The following is a 16,805-nucleotide window of genomic DNA, read 5'->3' as shown; positions in this document are numbered from 1 at the left end:
CGCGCAGGCGCGAAGCCTGCCCCCGGTAAGAAGGCCCAGGCCGCGCGGAGTTCCCCATATCGCTTTTTGCCGCCCCTGCGCGGCGCGCGGTTATTCGTAGATGACCGCGGCCTTGCCCGCCTCGGCCTGCGCGGTCCAGCTCGCGAGCGCCGCATCGGTCGGGAAGAACTTCGCGCGCTCGCCGAGCTGCAGCTCGACCTGCGCGCCGCCGCGCGCCATCGACAGGCGCACCGGCAGGCCCTGCACCAGCTCGCCATGCTCGCTCTGCTCGGTGCGCGCCGGGAAGTCCTTGAGCAGGCGCGCGATGTCGGGCGCCTTGCCGTTGACCGCCACGCGCAGGAACTTGCCGAAGCGGCAGCGCGCGCCGGCCAGGTCCCAGACCTGCTGCACCTGGAAGCGCGCCTCGAAGCCGCCGCGCGCGGGCTGCAGCCGGCCCGAGACGATCACCAGCTCGTCGTCCTTGAGCGTGTTGCGGTTGGCGTTCATCAGCGCCTCGTCGGCGGTGGCGTCGATCGAGTCGGACTTGTCGTCGAGCTTGAAGATCGCGAGCCGCCCGCGCTGGCCATTGATGACGCGGAAGTCGCTCACGATGCCCGCGATCACCTGCTGGTCGCGGCTGTCGAGCAGGTCGGTGATCTCGCGCTTGCAGAAGCGCCGCACCTCGTGCGAGACCTCGTCGAACAGGTGGCCCGACAGATAGAAGCCGACCGCCGTCTTCTCGAAGGTGAGCCGCTCCTTCACGCCCCAGGGCGTGGCGTCGACCAGATCGGGTTCGGCCGTGGCCGAGCCGTGCTCGCTGTCGCCGAAGATGTCGACCTGCGAAGCATTGGCGGCGGTCGCGTTGGCGAACTCGAAGGCCCGGTCGACCGAGGCGATCAGCGAGGCGCGGTTCTGCTGGATGGCATCGAAGGCACCGGCCTTGATCAGCGCCTCGACCGTGCGCTTGTTGATGCGCTGGCGATCGATGCGCACGCAGAAGTCGTACAGGCTCTTGAACGGACCGCCCTCCTCGCGCGCGCGCACCACGGCCTCGACCGCGAGCTGGCCCGTGCCCTTGACGGCGCCCAGGCCGTAGCGGATGACCTTGTCGGTGACCGGCTCGAAGCGGTAGTTGCCGCGGTTCACGTCCGGCGGCTCGAAGGTCAGGCCGAAGTTCTTCTGCGCGTCCTCGAACAGCACCTTGAGCTTGTCGGTGTCGTCCATTTCCACCGTCATGTTGGCGCAGAAGAATTCGGCCGTGTAGTGGACCTTGAGCCAGCCCGTGTGATAGGCCAGCAGCGAGTAGGCGGCGGCGTGCGACTTGTTGAAGCCGTAGCCCGCGAACTTCTCCATCAGGTCGAAGATCTCGTCGGCCTTGTCCTGCGCGATGCCGTGCGTGCTCAGGGCGCCCGCGCGGAATTTCTCGCGGTGCTCGGCCATCTCCTCGAGCTTCTTCTTGCCCATCGCGCGGCGCAGCAGGTCGGCGCCGCCGAGCGAATAGCCGCCCAGGATCTGCGCGGTCTGCATCACCTGCTCCTGGTAGACCATGATCCCGTAGGTCTCCGAGAGCATCTGGGCCACCGCCGGATGCGGATACTCCACGTCCTCGCGGCCGTGCTTGCGCGCCACGAAGCTGGGGATCAGGTCCATCGGGCCCGGGCGGTACAGCGCGTTGAGCGCGATCAGGTCCTCGAGCCGGGTCGGCCGCGCGTCCTTCAGCATGCCCTGCATGCCGCGCGATTCGAACTGGAACACGGCCTCGGTCTTGCCCTCGGAGAACAACCGGTAGGTCGGCGCGTCGTTGAGCGGAATGTTCTCGTAGGCGAAGTTCTCGCGGCCCTTGTGCCGCTTCATGATGAATTCGCGCGCGATCTCGAGGATCGTCAGCGTGGCCAGGCCCAGAAAGTCGAACTTCACGAGGCCGATTGCCTCCACGTCGTCCTTGTCGTACTGGCTCACGGCCGAGTCGCTGCCGGGCTGCTGGTAGAGCGGGCAGAAGTCGGTGAGCTTGCCCGGAGCGATCAGCACGCCGCCGGCGTGCATGCCGATGTTGCGGGTCATGCCTTCGAGCTTCTGCGCCAGCTCGACCACGGTCTTGACCTCTTCCTCCTTCTCGAGACGTTCGGCGAGCTGCGGCTCCATCTCGAGCGCGTAGTTGTTCTTGTCGCCCTCGATCTTCTGCGCCGGCGGGTACTGCAGCGTGACCGACATGCCGGGCTTGTTCGGGATCAGCTTGCTGATGCCGTCGCAGAACATGTAGCTCATGTCGAGCACCCGGCCCACGTCGCGGATGGCCGCGCGCGCGGCCATGGTGCCGAAGGTCGCGATCTGGCTCACGGCATTGCGGCCGTACTTGTCCTTCACGTAGTCGATCACGCGGTCGCGGTTGCCCTGGCAGAAGTCGATGTCGAAGTCGGGCATCGAGACGCGCTCGGGATTCAGGAAGCGTTCGAACAGCAGGTTGTATTCGAGCGGATCGAGGTCGGTGATCTTCAGCGCATAGGCCACCAGCGAGCCCGCGCCCGAGCCCCGGCCCGGGCCGACCGGGCAGCCGTTCTGCTTGGCCCAGTTGATGAAGTCGCCCACGATCAGGAAGTAGCCCGGGAACCCCATCTTCAGGATGGTGTTGATCTCGAACTCGAGCCGCTCGACGTAGCGCGGCCGCTGCGCGTCGCGCTTGGCCACGTCGGGGAACAGGTGTTCGAGGCGCTTCTCGAGCCCCTCGAACGATTCCTGGCGGAAGAACTCGTCGATCGGCATGCGCACGCCTTCGCTCACGAAGGGCGTGGGGAAGTCGGGCAGCTGCGGCTTGCCGAGCACCAGCGTCAGGCTGCAGCGCTTGGCGATCTCGACCGTGTTGGCCAGCGCGCTCGGGATGTCGGCGAACAGCGCCTGCATCTCGGCGCTCGACTTGAAGTACTGCTCGGGCGTGAAGCGGCGCACGCGCCGCGGGTTGCCGAGGATCTCGCCCTCGGAGATGCACACGCGCGCCTCGTGCGCCTCGTAGTCCTCGCGCGCGGCGAACTGCACCGGGTGCGTGGCCACCACCGGCAGCCCCAGCCGCGCGGCCAGCTGCACCGCGGCCAGCACGTGCGGCTCGTCCTCGGGACGGCCGGCGCGCTGCAGCTCGATGTAGAAGCGGTGCGGGAAGATGCCCGCCAGGCGCAGCGCGAGCTCGGCCGCGCGTTCGCCCTGCCCCGCGGCCAGCGGCGCGCCGAGCGGACCGGCCTGCGCGCCCGACAGCGCGATCAGCCCGCCCTGCAGTTCCTCCACCCATTCGAGCTTGCAGGCCGCCTGGGCCTGGCCGCGGCCGACGTTCTGCGTCCAGGCGCGCGCCAGCAGTTCCGAGAGATTGAGGTAGCCCTGCTTGTTCTGTACCAGCAGCACGATGCGCGTGAGCGTCGCGGCATCCTTGCCCATGCCCTCGAGGAAGATCTCGGCGCCGATCACGGGCTTGACGCCCTTGCCGCGCGCTTCCTTGTAGAACTTGATCCCGCCGAACAGGTTGTTGAGATCGGTGATGGCCATCGCGGGCTGCTTGTCGGCAGCGGCGGCCTTGACGACTTCGTCGATGCGATTGGTGCCGTCGACGACGGAGAACTCGGTGTGCAGGCGCAGGTGAACGAACATCCGTCCATTGTAGGAAGGCGGGCCTCCACGATGTGAGTTGGCGCGGCCCCTATTGACACCCGGGCCGCCCCTCGTTCGAGAGTGCCCGAGTCAGGAACGGGTCAACCAGCGGCGCCTAGAATTCCCGCCGTGCAAGAGACCCAAGAGATATTGAACATCGCGGCCTACAAGTTCGTGGCCATCGAGGACGGCCCCGCGCTGCGCGAACGCCTGCTGGAACGCAGCCGCGCGCTGGGCCTGATGGGCACGATCCTGATCGCGCCCGAGGGTATCAACATGTTTCTGGCCGGCGAGCCCGGCGCGATGGCGGACTTCCTGGGCGGCGTGCGCGCCGACGTGCGCTTCGCCGACCTCGAGACCAAGGACAGCTGGTCGGCCGCCCAGCCGTTCCGGCGCATGCTCGTGAAGCTCAAGCGCGAGATCATCCGCATGGACCACCCCGCGATCCAGCCCGCGGCCGGCCGCGCGCCGGGCGTGGATGCGCCCACGCTCAAGCGCTGGCTCGACCAGGGCCACGACGACGCGGGCCGCGAGATCGCGCTGCTCGACACGCGCAACGCCTTCGAGGTCGACCACGGCAGCTTCGAGGGCGCGATCGACTGGCGCATCGAGAAGTTCACCGAGTTCCCGCCCGCGCTGCGCGAGCACCGCGCCGAGTTCGCGGGCAAGACGGTGGTGAGCTTCTGCACCGGCGGCATCCGCTGCGAGAAGGCCGCGATCCTGATGCGCGAGGAAGGCGTCGACAACGTGCTGCAGCTCGAGGGCGGCATCCTCAAGTACTTCGAGCTGGTGGGCGGCGCCCACTACCAGGGCGACTGCTTCGTGTTCGATGGCCGCGAGGCGCTCGCGCCCGACCTCAGCGCCCGCGCGGCCAAGGCCAGCGCGCGCGCCGCCGAAGACCCCGATCTCCACAAGAAACGATAGGCCGACCTCCCCGCGATGCGCATCCTGCTGGTGGAAGACGAACTGGACATGGCCTCCTGGCTGGTGCGCGCGCTCACGCAGGGCGGCTTCGTCACCGACCATGCGCCCGATGCGCGCACAGCCGAGGCCTTCATGGCCGGCACCGAGTACGACGCGGTGGTGCTCGACCTGCGGCTGCCCGACAAGCACGGCCTCGCGGTGCTGGCCGACATGCGCAATGCCGACGACCGCACGCCGGTGCTGATCCTCACCGCGCAGGGCGCGCTGCAGGACCGGGTGCGCGGCCTCCATCTCGGCGCCGACGATTTCCTCACCAAGCCCTTCGAGCTGGTCGAGCTCGAGGCGCGACTGACCGCGCTGGTGCGGCGCAGCCGCGGCCGCCAGCATCCGCGGCTGCAGTGCGCCTCGCTGGCCTACGACGGCGAGAGCCATGCCTTCACGCTGCGCGGCACGCTGCTGGCGCTCACGCCGCGCGAGCACGCGGCCCTGAGCGCGCTGCTCATGCGCAGCGGCTCGCCGGTCGGCAAGTCGCAGCTGTTCGGCAAGGTGTTCACCAACGACAGCACCGCCGGGCCCGATGCGATCGAGGTGGTGCTGCATCGGCTGCGGCGCAAGCTCGCCGACAGCGATGTGCGCATCGTCACCGTGCGCGGGCTGGGCTACATGCTCGAAGGCATCGCCGATGGACCCGCACGCGCCGGCACCGTCTCCATCCCCCACTGACAGCTGGCGCTTCGGCATCCGCGCGCGCCTGCTGGCGCTGCTGCTGCCGGGCATGGTCGCGCTGCTCGCGCTCGACAGCTGGAGCGACTACCAGGCGCTGACCGAGAGCCTGGTCGACGCCTACGACCAGAGCCTGCTCGAGCCCGTGCAGGCGCTGGCCAACGGCATCGTGGTGGCGAGCGACGGCAGCGTGCGCGTGCAGGAGGCCTTCTCGGTGCAGGCGATGTTCGAGTCGACCCACCTGCGCTACAAGTACCTGCACGTGGGCGCGGCGCCGGTGGTCCGGGGCGAGACCGGCACCGAGCAGACGCTGATGGGCGTGCCCGACCTGCCCGCGCCGCCGCCGAGGAGCGGCGGCCCCGAGGGCGCGCCGGTGTTCTACGACGCCACCTACCAGCAGCATCCGGTGCGCGTGGCCGCGCTGCGCCAGACGGTCTACAACAGCCACGCGGGCAGCGCCTACACCGTGCTGATCCAGGCCGCCGAAGGCACCGGCCCGCGCCGGCGCGCGCAGGACGAATCGCTGCGCCAGGAGCTGCTGCGCGCCGCGCGCATGGTGGTGGTGATGGCGCTTCTGGTGTGGCTGGGCGTGGCCTGGACCCTGCGCCCGCTCGAGCGGCTGCGCCGGTCGCTGCGCGAACGCGCGCGCGACGACATCCAGCCGCTCGATCCCGCCGGCGTGCCGCAGGAGGTGGTGCCGCTGGTCGACGCGGTCAACCACCACATCGGGCGCCATCGCCGCATGGTGGCCGAGCATTCGCAGTTCCTCGCCGATGCCTCGCACCAGTTGCGCACGCCGCTGGGCATCCTGTCGATCCAGGCCGGCTACGCGGTGCGCGAGACCGACCCCGAGCGCATGCGCGAATCGCTGCATGCGATCGTCGCGCAGCTCGCGCGCACGCGGCGCCTGAGCGAGCAGTTGCTGGCGCTCGCGCATGCCACGCACGAAGGCGAGACCGAGGCCGCCGCGCCCGCGATCGTCGACCTCAACGCGATCGCGCGCGCGGTGGTGCTGCAGTACCTGCCGCTCGCGCGCGAGCACGACCAGGACCTGGGCTGGGTCGACGCGCGCGGCGACACCGCGACCGAGGGCCTCGCCGCGCCCGACGAGGAGGAGGACGCGGCCTCGCCCGTGATCCCGGTGCGCGCGAACCCCGCCGAGCTGCACGAGCTGCTCGCGAACCTGGTGCACAACGCGATCAAGTACACGCCGCGCGGCGGCAACATCACGGTGACGGTGCGGCGCGATGCCTCGCAGGCGCTGGCCGAGGTCTGCGACAGCGGCCCGGGCATCGCGCCCGAACGGCGCGCCAGCGTGTTCGAGCGCTTCCAGCGCGACCCGGCCTCGCAGGGCCCGGGCGCACCCGCGATGCAGGGTGCCGGCCTCGGCCTCACCATCGCGCGCGGCTATGCGCGGCGCAACGGCGGCGAGATCCTGCTGGACAGCGCCGACATGCCCGAGAGCGCCAACGGCGGCGGGCTGCGCGCGATCCTCCGATTGCCGCTCGCTCGTACGTGATAACACGTATTTTGGGCCCCGAAGGCCCTTGCAAGCGTGTTGCGAAAGGGGATTGAAAGCCCCGCTTCCTAGACTGCATCGCTTCAGCCCGAAGGAGACATATGCAGCACAGCACGGGTGGTGGCGCGGCCTCGCAGGCATCGCGCGCCCCATCGACATTCAAGAAAGACTATTACGGCGGGGCCCTGATGGTGATCGTCGGACTGGCCGCCGCCTACGCCGGCTACGGCTACCGCGTCGGCGAACTCGCGCACATGGGGCCGGGCTTCTTCCCGGTCGCGCTCGGGCTGCTGCTGGCCTTCATCGGCCTCTTGATGGTGATCTCGGCGCGCGGCCAGCAGCCGGCGCCCGAGGCCGCGGGCTCGCACGGCCATCCCGCCGGCCTGCCCGACCTGCGCGGCTGCGTCTGCATCGTGCTGGGCATCCTCTCGTTCCTGCTGCTCGGCGAGTACGGCGGGCTCTTGCCCGCGACCTTCGCGATCGTGTTCATCTCGGCGCTCGGCGACCGCGACAACACGCTGCGCGAGGCCTTCCTGCTCGCGCTCGCGATGATGGTCATCGCGGTGGTGGTGTTCTGGTGGGCGCTGAGCCTGCAACTGCCGCTGTTCCAGTGGGGAGGCTGAGACCATGATCGGACAATCGCTCCGCGACCTCTGGTTCGGCTTCGGCGTCGCGTTCCAGGGCTCCAACCTGCTGTGGTCCTTCTTCGGCGTGCTGGTGGGCAACCTCATCGGCGTGCTGCCCGGCATGGGCGCGCTGCAGGCCATCTCGATCCTGCTGCCGCTCACCTACGTGATGCACCCGGTGCCCGCCATCCTGATGCTGGCCGGCATCTTCTACGGTTCGCAGTACGGCGGCGCGATCGGCGCCATCCTGATGAACATGCCCTCGCACCCGCCGCACGCGGTGACCTGCCTCGACGGCTATCCGCTGACGAAGAAGGGCAAGGGCGGCGTGGCGCTCGGCGTGACGATGATCTCCTCGTTCTTCGCCGCCTCGGTGGGCATCGTGGTGATGATCTTCGCCTCGCCGCTGCTGGTGCAGATCGCGTTCAAGTTCGGCCCGACCGAGATCTTCTCGATCATGATGCTGGGCCTGCTCGCGGGCTCGACCATGTCGCGCGGCTCGGCGCTCAAGGGCGTGGCGATGACGGTCTTCGGCCTGCTGTGCGGCGTGGTCGGCACCGACGTCAACAGCGGCAGCTTCCGCTTCGCCTTCGACCTGCCCGAGCTCAGCGACGGCCTCGAGCTGGTCGCGATCTCGATGGGCCTGTTCGGCGTGGCCGACTTCCTGCTCAACGTGAACCGCATGAAGAGCATCGGCGACACCGGCACGCTCAAGCTCAGCGACATGCGCCCGAGCAAGGAAGAGCTCAAGCGCGCCTTCCCCGCCATGATCCGCGGCACCGTCGTCGGCACGATCTTCGGCGCGATGCCGGGCACCGGACCGACCATCACCACCTTCATCGCCTATGCGCTCGAGCGCAAGGTGTCGAAGACGCCCGCGGCCTTCGGCACCGGCATGATCGAAGGCGTGGCCGGGCCCGAGGCCTCGGCGCATTCGAAGACGCAGGTCGACTTCATCCCGACCATGAGCCTGGGCATCCCGGGCGACGCGGTGATGGCGCTGATCCTCGGCGCGCTGCTGATCCAGGGCATCCAGCCCGGCCCGCAGCTGATCACCGAGCACCCGGACATCTTCTGGGGCCTGATCGCCAGCTTCTGGATCGGCAACGTGATCCTGGTGGTGCTCAACGTGCCGCTGATCGGGGTCTGGGTGAAGCTCCTGAAGGTGCCCTACAAGTACCTGTTCCCGGCGGCGATGTTCTTCATCGCGGTGGGCGTGTTCAGCACGCAGAACAGCCTGTTCCAGATCTGGGAGGTGCTGGTGTTCGGCATCATCGGCGCGCTGCTGATGTCGCTCGAGTTCTCGGTCGCGCCGATCCTGCTGGGCTTCGTGCTCGGGCCGATGGTGGAGGAGAACTTCCGCCGCGCGCTGCTGCTCTCGCGCGGCGACATGTCGGTGTTCGTCACGCGCCCGATCAGCGGCACCTTCATCGGGCTGTGCGTGCTGCTGCTGATCGGCGTGGGCTACTCGGCCTGGCGCGGTTCGCGCCGCAAGTCGCAGCTGCTGCCCGACGCGCCCGACGGTGCGCCACCGGCCGAAGCGGTGACGCTGGGCAAGTAGTTTTAGAGGCCTTCGGCGAAGGCCAGCACGCGGCGCCCGTCGGCCTCGGTGTAGACCGCGGCCGGCGTGAGCCCCACGTAGCGGCCGCCCTCGTGCGGCCGCGCTTCCACCAGCTGGAAGCCCACCACCTCGCCCGACTTCACGTAGCGGGTCTCGATGTAGATGCCGGTCTGGCCGGCCTTGTTGACCGGCAGCTGCGCGACCGCCGCATAGTCCTCGGCCTTGAGCAGTGCCGTGAGGCGGTCCTTGAGGTGGAAGTCGTACCAGGCCTGCTTGTAGACCTGCGACTCGCCGGTCTTCACGTGCTTGAGCATCACCAGCAGCTTGCGCTGGAACAGCTTGAGCTCCTTCATCAGGAACTCGAACAGGTCGCCGTATTCGCCCGGTGCCGTTTCCGGTGTCTTCTGAATCGCCATCTCGCCTCGCTCGCTTTCTTCAACGTCGTTGTGGTTGTGGGTCGCGGGGCCGGTGTTCCCTCCCTCGCGGCGGGCGCACTTTACTATCGGGCGATGACGTTTCGCGCCAACTGGCGCGCGACGATGCAACAGAGTTTCACAAGTGAACCCTATCGTTTTCAGAACCGCGACGCGCACCGACCTGGCCGCCATCGTCGCCCTGCTCGCCGACGATCCGCTGGGCCGCGAACGCGAGGCCGCGGGTGCTTCACCCGCTGTTGTCGATGCGCGCTACGTCGCCGCCTTCGAGGCCATCGCGGCCGATGCGAACCAGCAACTGGTGGTGGTGACCGAGGGCGACACGGTGGTCGGCACGCTGCAACTCTCGTTCATCCCGGGCATCGCGCGCCAGGGCGCATGGCGCGGCCAGATCGAGGCCGTGCGCATCGCGGCGCAGCGGCGCGATGCGGGGCTGGGCCAGCGGATGTTCGAGTGGGCGATCGCGCGCTGCCGCGAGCGGGGCTGCACCCTGGTGCAGCTCACGACCGACAAGCGCCGGCCCGATGCCCATCGCTTCTACGAGCGGCTGGGCTTCGTGGCGAGCCACGAGGGCTACAAGCTCGCGCTGTAGAACTCAGGTGGGCGTGCTGCCCGTGTCGGGCTCGCGCACGCCGAAGGGCTTGCCCGGCAGCGGGATGAACTCGGTCTCGCCGGGCACGTGGCCCATGCGCTGCGCGGCCCAGTCCTCGCCGGCCTGCAGGATGCGTTCGCGCCGGCTCGAGACGAAGTTCCAGGTGATGTAGCGCGGCCCGTCGAGCGGCTCGCCGCCGATCACCACCAGCCGCACCGGCGCGGTCACGGGCGCCGTGAGGTTGGCGCCCTGCCCGTCGGCCAGCACGGCCATGGTGTGCATCGGCACGGCCACGCCGTCGAGGCCGATGTCGCCGTCGATCGGATAGACCGCGAGCTCGGGCGCCAGCGCTGGCAGCGCGAAGCTCGCGCCGGCCGGCAGCGCGATGTCGAGGTAGACGGTCCGCGAGAAGGTCGTGACGGGCGAGCGCGCGCCGAAGGCCTCGCCCACCAGCACGCGCACGCCCACGCCCTGCTCGAACAGCGCGGGGATCGCATCGGCCGCGGTGTGCTCGAAGGCGGGCTCCACCTCCTCATGGGCCTGCGGCAGCGCGGCCCACAGCTGCAGGCCGTGATTGACGAAGGTCTCGGCCAGCAGGCGTTCGGGCTTGCGTTCGGAGTGCACGATGCCGCGGCCCGCGGTCATCCAGTTGATGGCGCCCGGCAGGATCTCCTGCACGCTGCCGATGCTGTCGCGATGCATCATCGCGCCCTCGAACAGGTAGGTGACGGTGGCCAGGCCGATGTGCGGATGCGGGCGCACGTCGTGCGCATGGCCCGGCTGCTCGGTGGCCGGGCCGAAATGGTCGAAGAACACGAAGGGGCCGACCGAGCGGCGCACGGCCGCGGGCAGCAGGCGCCGCACGTTGAAGCCGCCCCCCAGGTCCTTGTCGTGCGGTTGCAGCAAACGGGTGGCGGGGGTGGCGTCGGTCATCGTGTTCTCTCCGTGGGTGCCCCGGGCCGGGGGCGGCCCGCTCAGGCGATGGTCAGCCGCGCGATCTTGCCACCGCGGCCACGCGCTCGCCGAAAGACCGCGCGGTGTCGAGGTCACCGCGGGGAATCTCGGCCGGGCTCGCGTCCGAGGGCGACTGCGTCAGCAGGCCGCCGTAGCCGCCGATGTAGTTGGTCGAATCGCGCGTGGCGGCCTTGTTGTTGGTCGGCAGGATGCCCATGCTGACCCAGATGCCGCTGTGCTGCATCGCGAGCGTCCACAGGTAGGTCATGGTCGTGACCTTGTCGCCGTTGATGGTGGCGCTGTTGGTGAAGCCCGCGAAGAGCTTGTCCTTCCAGCCCTGCGTGTACCAGACCTTCGACGATGCATCGGCGAATTTCTTGAACTGCCAGCTCACGCCGCCCATGTAGGTGGGCGAGCCCAGGATGATGGCGTCGGCCGCGGCCAGGGTCTCCCAGCCGCCCTCGGGCAGGTTGCCGTCCGCGTCGATGGCGAGCAGCTGCGCGCCCGCGCCGTCGGCCACGGCTTGCGCCACGCGCTGGGTATGGCCGTAGCCGGAATGGAAGACGACGACGATGTTGCTCATGTTCGGTGGCTCCTTGCGATGGGAATGGATGCGGGGATCAGCGCTTGTCGATGCTGAAGCGGCCGGGACCGAAGGCGGCGAAGGCGAGCAGGCCGCCGGCGATCGCGATGTTCTTGTTGAAGTTGATCTGCTGCGCCATCTTCATCGCGTCGGGCACGGCCCAGTACTTGTGGAAGAACAGCGCGGTCGCGACCGTGAAGATGGCCATGGCGATCGCGGTCCAGCGGGTCTTGAAGCCCAGCAGCAGCGCGATGCCCAGGCCGAGCTCGACCACGATCGCGATCGCCGCCGCCACCTCGGGCAAGGGCAGGCCGGCCGAGGTGATGTAGCCCACGGTGCCGCCGAAGCCCATGAGCTTGCCGATGCCGGCCGGGATGAACAGGTAGGCGATCAGGATGCGGCCGATCAGCGCGAGCGTGTCCTGCGCGCCGTTGGGGGTGGTGGTGGTTGCCATGGTTCGAACTCCTCGGTTGTGTTGAATGGAATGAAGGGAACGGGTCGCGAAAAAAGGCCGGGCCCTCGCCCGGCCCGGGAACACATCAGGCGGCGAGGTCGAACACCAGCACCTCGGCATCCTTGCCGCCGGCCAGCGTCAGCAGCGATTCGCCCTCGAGCAGCGCGGCGTCGCCGCCCGCGAGCTTCTGGCCATTGACCTCGAGCTCGCCGCGCACCAGGTGCACGTAGCCCTTGCGCTTCGGATCGAGCGCGAGGCTCGCGCTCTCGTCGCCGTCGAGCAGACCCGCGAACAGGCGCGCGTCGGCATGCATCGTGACCGAGCCGTCGGCGCCGTCGGGCGAGGCCACCAGGCGCAGCTTGCCGCGCTTCTCGGCCGCATCGAACTTCTTCTGCTCGTAGCCGGGCTCGATGCCGCGCACGTTGGGCTGGATCCAGATCTGCAGGAAGTGCGTGGTCTCGTCGGCCTTGTGGTTGAACTCGCTGTGCATCACGCCGCGGCCGGCGCTCATGCGCTGCACGTCGCCGGGCGGGATCGATTCCACGTTGCCCATGCTGTCCTTGTGCGCCAGCTCGCCCGAGAGCACGTAGCTGATGATCTCCATGTCCTTGTGGCCATGGGTGCCGAAGCCGGCACCGGCGGCCACGCGGTCCTCGTTGATCACGCGCAGGTTGCCGAAGCCCATGTGGGCCGGGTCGTAGTAGTTGGCGAAGGAAAAGCTGTGGAACGAGCGCAGCCAGCCGTGGTCGGCATAACCGCGTTCCTGGGATTTACGGACTTGCAACATCGTCGGACTCCTTGGGCCGGTCCCGTGGGGATCATCGGCCTTCTTCGTATGCCGCGCCGGATGCGCAGCGGATGGGAAGAACTTTAGGCCCGCGCCCCCGAGGGAAAAGCGCCGCGCTTTGATGGCATCATTCAAATTTTTTGATCAATGGAGCCGCGACCATGCCCAGCCCCCGCGACGTGCTGACCCCCGATGCGCTCGCCATGCTGCAGACCGTGGCCCACACCGGCAGCTTCGCCGCCGCGGCGCGCGCGCTCGACCTCGTGCCCAGCGCGCTGAGCTACCGCGTGCGCCAGATCGAGGATGCGCTCGACGTGCTCTTGTTCGACCGCAGCGCGCGGCAGGCGAAATTGACCGAGGCCGGCGCCGAGCTGCTGCGCGAGGCGGCGCGACTGCTCGGCGAGATCGACGCCGTGGCCAACCGCGTGAAGCGCGTGGCCACCGGCTGGGAGCCGATGCTCACGATCGCGGTCGACAGCGTGATCGCGCGCGATCCGCTGCTCGACCTCGCCACCGCCTTCTTCGCGCTCGAGCCGCCGACCCGCCTGAAGCTGCGCGACGAGACCCTGCTGGGCACCATCGAGGCGCTGACCAGCGGCGAGGCCGACCTCGCGATCGGCGCGGTGCTCGATGCCGCCAGCCTGGCGTTCACCGCCACCGGCCTGCGCAGCCTGCCGCTGGGCGAGCTGCGCTTCATCTACGCGGTGGCGCCGCACCATCCGCTGGCGCGGCTCGAGGAACCGCTGAGCGACGCCGTGCTGCGCCAGTACCGCGCGGTGGCCGCGGCCGACTCGGCGCGCAGCAGTCCCGGCATGACGGTCAACCTGGTCGGCGGACAGGACGTGCTGACCGTGCCGACCATGCAGGCCAAGCTCGCGGCGCAGCTGCACGGCCTGGGCGGCGGCTTCCTGCCCGAGCCGATGGCACGGCCCTACATCGAGGCCGGCCACCTGGTCGAGCGCCGCACCGAGCGCCAGCCGCCGCTGGGCAGCATGCACTGCGCCTGGCGCGTGCGCGCGGCCGGCAAGCCCGGGCGCGCGCTCGAGTGGTGGCTCGCCCAGTTCGAGCACGAGGGCACGCGGCGCGCGCTGCTCGAACGGCACCGCGGCCGTTGATGCCCGCGGGACGCGCATCGTCGTTTGCCCCAGGGTGGCTGCGGCACGCGCGCAGACCGGGTTAGAGTCGGCGCAGCATCCACCGTCTTCACCTCGTCACAAGAAAAGGGTCCAGCATGACCACTCGTCCTCGCGCCAAGGCAGACCGCCACCGAACCCCGGCCCCCTCCCCCGACACCGCACCCGCCGCCGCGCCGCGCCACTACGCCGTCGTCGGCGCCGGCATGGCCGGCGTGGCCTGCGCGCGCACGCTGGTGCAGGCCGGCCACCGCGTCACGCTGTTCGAGCGCGGCGACGGGACGGGCGGCCGCATGGCCAGCGTCGACACCGCCTTCGGCCGCTTCGACAGCGGCGCGCAGTACTTCACCGTGCGCGACGCGCGCTTCGCGCAGGCGCTCGAGACCGTGCCGGGCCTGTGCCGGCGCTGGAGCGCCAACCTCGTGCGCGTGCTCGATGCCCACGGCCGCGTGGCCGAGGCCGCGCTGCCCTCGCTCGAATCGCACTGGGTGGCCCAGCCCGGCATGGACTCGCTGGTGGCGCAATGGGCGCGGCCGCTGGGCGACAGCCTGGTCACCGGCACGCAGGTCACGCGCATCGAGCCCGACGCGCTCGATGCCGCGCGCTGGCAGCTGCGCACCGCCGGTGCCGGCGACTCGCAGCGCGTGTACTCGGGCTTCGACGCGGTGCTGCTCGCGGTGCCGCCCTCGCGCGCCCGCGCGCTGCTCGAGGACGGCAAGCTGTCCCGCAGCATCAGCCGCGCGGTCGAGCCGGTGCGCATCGCGCCGTGCTGGACGCTGATGATCGCCTTCCCGCAGGCCAACCAGCCGACCATGTCGCACCTGGGCCCGCAATGGAACGCGGCGCGCAGCACGCACCACCGCGTGGCCTGGCTGGCGCGCGAATCGTCCAAGCCCGGCCGCGAACGCATCGAGCGCTGGACCCTGCAGGCCAGCGCCACCTGGTCGCAGGAACACCTGCGCGACGACGCGCCGCGCATCGAGGCCAAGCTGCTACGCGCCTTCTCCGAGATCACCGGCATCCATGCCACGCCGGCCCATGCGCAGGCGCTGTGCTGGGCCGAGGCCCAGACCCAGGTGCCGGTGGGCCAGAGCCACCTGTGGGACGCCAAGGCGCGCATCGGCGTGGCCGGCGACTGGTGCATCGGCCATCGCGTCGAGGACGCCTTCGTCTCGGGCCTGTCGCTCGCGCTCGCGGCACTGTAGTTCGCGTTCCGGGGCCGGCCGCGGCCCCCTGCCGTTTTCCATGCCTCCCGTCGGCCGCTTCGCTCCCTCGCCCACCGGCCCGCTGCATGCGGGCTCGCTGGTCGCCGCGCTCGCGAGCTGGCTCGACGTGCGCGCGCAAGGCCCGCGGGCGCGCTGGCTGGTGCGCATCGAGGACGCCGACACCGAGCGCTGCCTGCCGGGCATGGGCGAGCGCATCCTGCGCCAGCTCGCCGACTGCGCGCTGATCCCCGACGAAGAGCCCGTGTGGCAGACCGCGCGCACCGCGCGCTACGAGGCTGCGCTGGCTCGCCTGCGCGAACGCGGCCTCGCCTACCCCTGCGGCTGCTCGCGCAAGGACATCGACGAAGCGCTCGCGCGGCTCGGCCGGCAGCACGAGCGCCATGGCGAGCGCGTCTACCCCGGCACCTGCCGCGACGGCCTGCATGGCAAGCCCGCGCGCGCCTGGCGCTTCGCCACGCAGAAGTTCGAGGCCGCGGCGCCGGGCGAACTCCACTGGACCGATCGCCGCCTCGGCGCGCAAAGCCAGGACGTGGTCCGCGAGGTCGGCGACTTCGTGCTGCGCCGCGCCGACGGCCCCTGGGCCTACCAGCTCGCGGTGGTGGTCGACGATGCCGACCAGGGCGTGAGCGACGTGGTGCGCGGCGAGGACCTGGCCGACAACACCGCGCGCCAGATCCTGCTGCAGCGCGCGCTCGGGCTGCCGACGCCGCGCTACCTGCACACGCCGCTGGTGCGCGGCGCCGACGGCCACAAGCTCTCGAAGCAGAACGGCGCGGCGGCCTTCGACACCGCCACGCCCGAGGCCGCGCGCGCCGCGCTCGAGGCGGCGGCACGCGTGCTCGGCCTGGGCCCGGCCGCGGGCGCTTCCTGCGCCGAGGCGCTGGCCGGCTGGGTGCCCGCATGGCGCGCTCTCTACAATTCGCGGCCGCAATGACCTTTCCCGATACCGTGTCCCACGACCTTCCGCCCGCCGACGACGACGCAGGCGACAGCCCCCAGCCCCATCCCCTGCACCGCCGCCTCAAGAGCTTCGTGAAGCGCGGCGGCCGCACCACCGACGGCCAGGCGCGCGCCTTCGCAGAGCTGGGCCCGCTGTTCCTGCTGCCCTACCGCGAGCAGACGCTGGACCTGGCCGCCGCCTTCGGCCGCGAGGCGCCGACCGTGCTCGAGATCGGCTTCGGCATGGGCGAGGCCACGGCCCACATCGCGACCGTGCGGCCCGACACCGACTTCCTCTGCTGCGAGGTGCACGAGCCCGGCGTGGGCGCGCTGCTCAAGCGCATCGGCGAGCAGAGCATCCCGAACATCCGCATCTGCGCGCACGATGCCGTCGAGGTGCTCGACCACATGCTGCAGCCCGCCACGCTGGCCGGCGTGCATGTGTTCTTTCCCGATCCCTGGCACAAGAAGCGCCACAACAAGCGCCGGCTGATCCAGGCCGAGTTCGTGACCAAGCTCGCGCAGCACCTGCGCCCCGGCGGCTACATCCATTGCGCCACCGACTGGCAGCCCTATGCCGAGCAGATGCTCGAGGTGCTGTCGGCCGAGCCGCTGCTGCGCAACACCGCCGCCGACTACGCGCCCAAGCCCGACTACCGGCCGCTGACCAAGTTCGAGAACCGCGGCCTCAAGCTGGGCCACGGGGTCTGGGACCTGGTGTTCGAACGCGCCTGAGCGCGC

General features: G+C 70.1%; 16 protein-coding genes. 10 read left to right on the top strand and 6 right to left on the bottom strand.

Annotated elements, in window-relative coordinates; translation table 11 throughout:
- Positions 1-90: 90 nt before the first annotated feature.
- Entirely contained in the window at positions 91-3,609 is a 3,519-nt protein-coding gene (gene dnaE, locus ACODT0_RS18380; protein WP_057596760.1) for a DNA polymerase III subunit alpha, read from the bottom strand.
- A 129-nt stretch (positions 3,610-3,738) separates the two neighbouring features.
- Here dnaE and ACODT0_RS18375 point away from each other — a divergent pair, with 129 nt between their 5' ends.
- From ACODT0_RS18375 to ACODT0_RS18355, 5 genes are all read left to right on the top strand, one after another.
- Entirely contained in the window at positions 3,739-4,533 is a 795-nt protein-coding gene (locus ACODT0_RS18375; protein ID WP_413763203.1) for a sulfurtransferase, read from the top strand.
- A gap of 15 nt (positions 4,534-4,548) precedes the next feature.
- Entirely contained in the window at positions 4,549-5,256 is a 708-nt protein-coding gene (locus ACODT0_RS18370) for a response regulator (RefSeq protein ID WP_057596758.1), read from the top strand.
- Positions 5,216-6,775, top strand: coding sequence for a sensor histidine kinase (locus ACODT0_RS18365; protein ID WP_057596757.1), 1,560 nt, complete (start codon positions 5,216-5,218; stop codon positions 6,773-6,775). The genes ACODT0_RS18370 and ACODT0_RS18365 overlap by 41 nt, the downstream gene beginning before the upstream one ends.
- A gap of 101 nt (positions 6,776-6,876) precedes the next feature.
- Positions 6,877-7,398, top strand: a complete 522-nt coding sequence (locus ACODT0_RS18360; RefSeq protein ID WP_261207303.1) for a tripartite tricarboxylate transporter TctB family protein — start codon at positions 6,877-6,879, stop codon at positions 7,396-7,398.
- A 4-nt stretch (positions 7,399-7,402) separates the two neighbouring features.
- A complete protein-coding gene (locus ACODT0_RS18355; protein ID WP_489041924.1) occupies positions 7,403-8,962 on the top strand; it encodes a tripartite tricarboxylate transporter permease in 1,560 nt (519 codons plus the stop codon).
- 2 nt (positions 8,963-8,964) lie between these two features.
- Here the strand turns inward: ACODT0_RS18355 and ACODT0_RS18350 are convergent, their stop codons facing one another.
- Positions 8,965-9,378: a hypothetical protein gene (locus tag ACODT0_RS18350; protein WP_057596754.1), complete on the bottom strand. Its 414-nt coding sequence runs from the start codon at positions 9,376-9,378 to the stop codon at positions 8,965-8,967.
- A gap of 142 nt (positions 9,379-9,520) precedes the next feature.
- Between ACODT0_RS18350 and ACODT0_RS18345 the strand changes: the two genes are divergently transcribed.
- A complete protein-coding gene (locus ACODT0_RS18345) occupies positions 9,521-9,988 on the top strand; it encodes a GNAT family N-acetyltransferase (RefSeq protein WP_489041923.1) in 468 nt (155 codons plus the stop codon).
- Positions 9,989-9,991: 3 nt separating this feature from the next.
- On the opposite strand, the gene ACODT0_RS18340 is transcribed toward ACODT0_RS18345, so the two are convergent.
- The 4 genes from ACODT0_RS18340 to ACODT0_RS18325 all read right to left on the bottom strand — a co-directional run bounded on the left by ACODT0_RS18340 (position 9,992) and on the right by ACODT0_RS18325 (position 12,766).
- A complete protein-coding gene (locus ACODT0_RS18340) occupies positions 9,992-10,921 on the bottom strand; it encodes a pirin family protein (protein WP_057596752.1) in 930 nt (309 codons plus the stop codon).
- Positions 10,922-10,973: 52 nt separating this feature from the next.
- Positions 10,974-11,525, bottom strand: a complete 552-nt coding sequence (locus tag ACODT0_RS18335; RefSeq protein ID WP_057596751.1) for a flavodoxin family protein — start codon at positions 11,523-11,525, stop codon at positions 10,974-10,976.
- Positions 11,526-11,562: 37 nt separating this feature from the next.
- A complete protein-coding gene (locus ACODT0_RS18330; protein WP_057596750.1) occupies positions 11,563-11,979 on the bottom strand; it encodes a DoxX family protein in 417 nt (138 codons plus the stop codon).
- 85 nt (positions 11,980-12,064) lie between these two features.
- Positions 12,065-12,766 carry a pirin family protein gene (locus ACODT0_RS18325; protein WP_489041922.1) on the bottom strand — a complete coding sequence of 234 codons (702 nt, stop codon included), beginning with the start codon at positions 12,764-12,766 and terminating at the stop codon, positions 12,065-12,067.
- Between the two features lie 161 nt (positions 12,767-12,927).
- Here ACODT0_RS18325 and ACODT0_RS18320 point away from each other — a divergent pair, with 161 nt between their 5' ends.
- From ACODT0_RS18320 to trmB, 4 genes are all read left to right on the top strand, one after another.
- A complete protein-coding gene (locus tag ACODT0_RS18320; RefSeq protein ID WP_057596748.1) occupies positions 12,928-13,881 on the top strand; it encodes a LysR family transcriptional regulator in 954 nt (317 codons plus the stop codon).
- Positions 13,882-13,997: 116 nt separating this feature from the next.
- The gene (locus ACODT0_RS18315) at positions 13,998-15,104 is read left to right on the top strand and encodes an NAD(P)/FAD-dependent oxidoreductase (RefSeq protein WP_489041921.1); all 1,107 of its coding nucleotides are present in this window, start codon (positions 13,998-14,000) and stop codon (positions 15,102-15,104) included.
- A 40-nt stretch (positions 15,105-15,144) separates the two neighbouring features.
- Complete coding sequence (gluQRS, locus tag ACODT0_RS18310) at positions 15,145-16,059, top strand: tRNA glutamyl-Q(34) synthetase GluQRS (RefSeq protein ID WP_489041920.1); 915 nt, start codon at positions 15,145-15,147, stop codon at positions 16,057-16,059.
- Positions 16,056-16,799, top strand: coding sequence for a tRNA (guanosine(46)-N7)-methyltransferase TrmB (gene trmB, locus ACODT0_RS18305; RefSeq protein WP_057597527.1), 744 nt, complete (start codon positions 16,056-16,058; stop codon positions 16,797-16,799). The genes gluQRS and trmB overlap by 4 nt, the downstream gene beginning before the upstream one ends.
- Positions 16,800-16,805 lie beyond the last annotated feature (6 nt).

The organism is Variovorax sp. FG153, assembly GCF_057809595.1.
The sequence above is the reverse complement of the archived record's forward strand: the minus strand, read 5'-3'. Positions and strand labels throughout refer to the sequence as shown.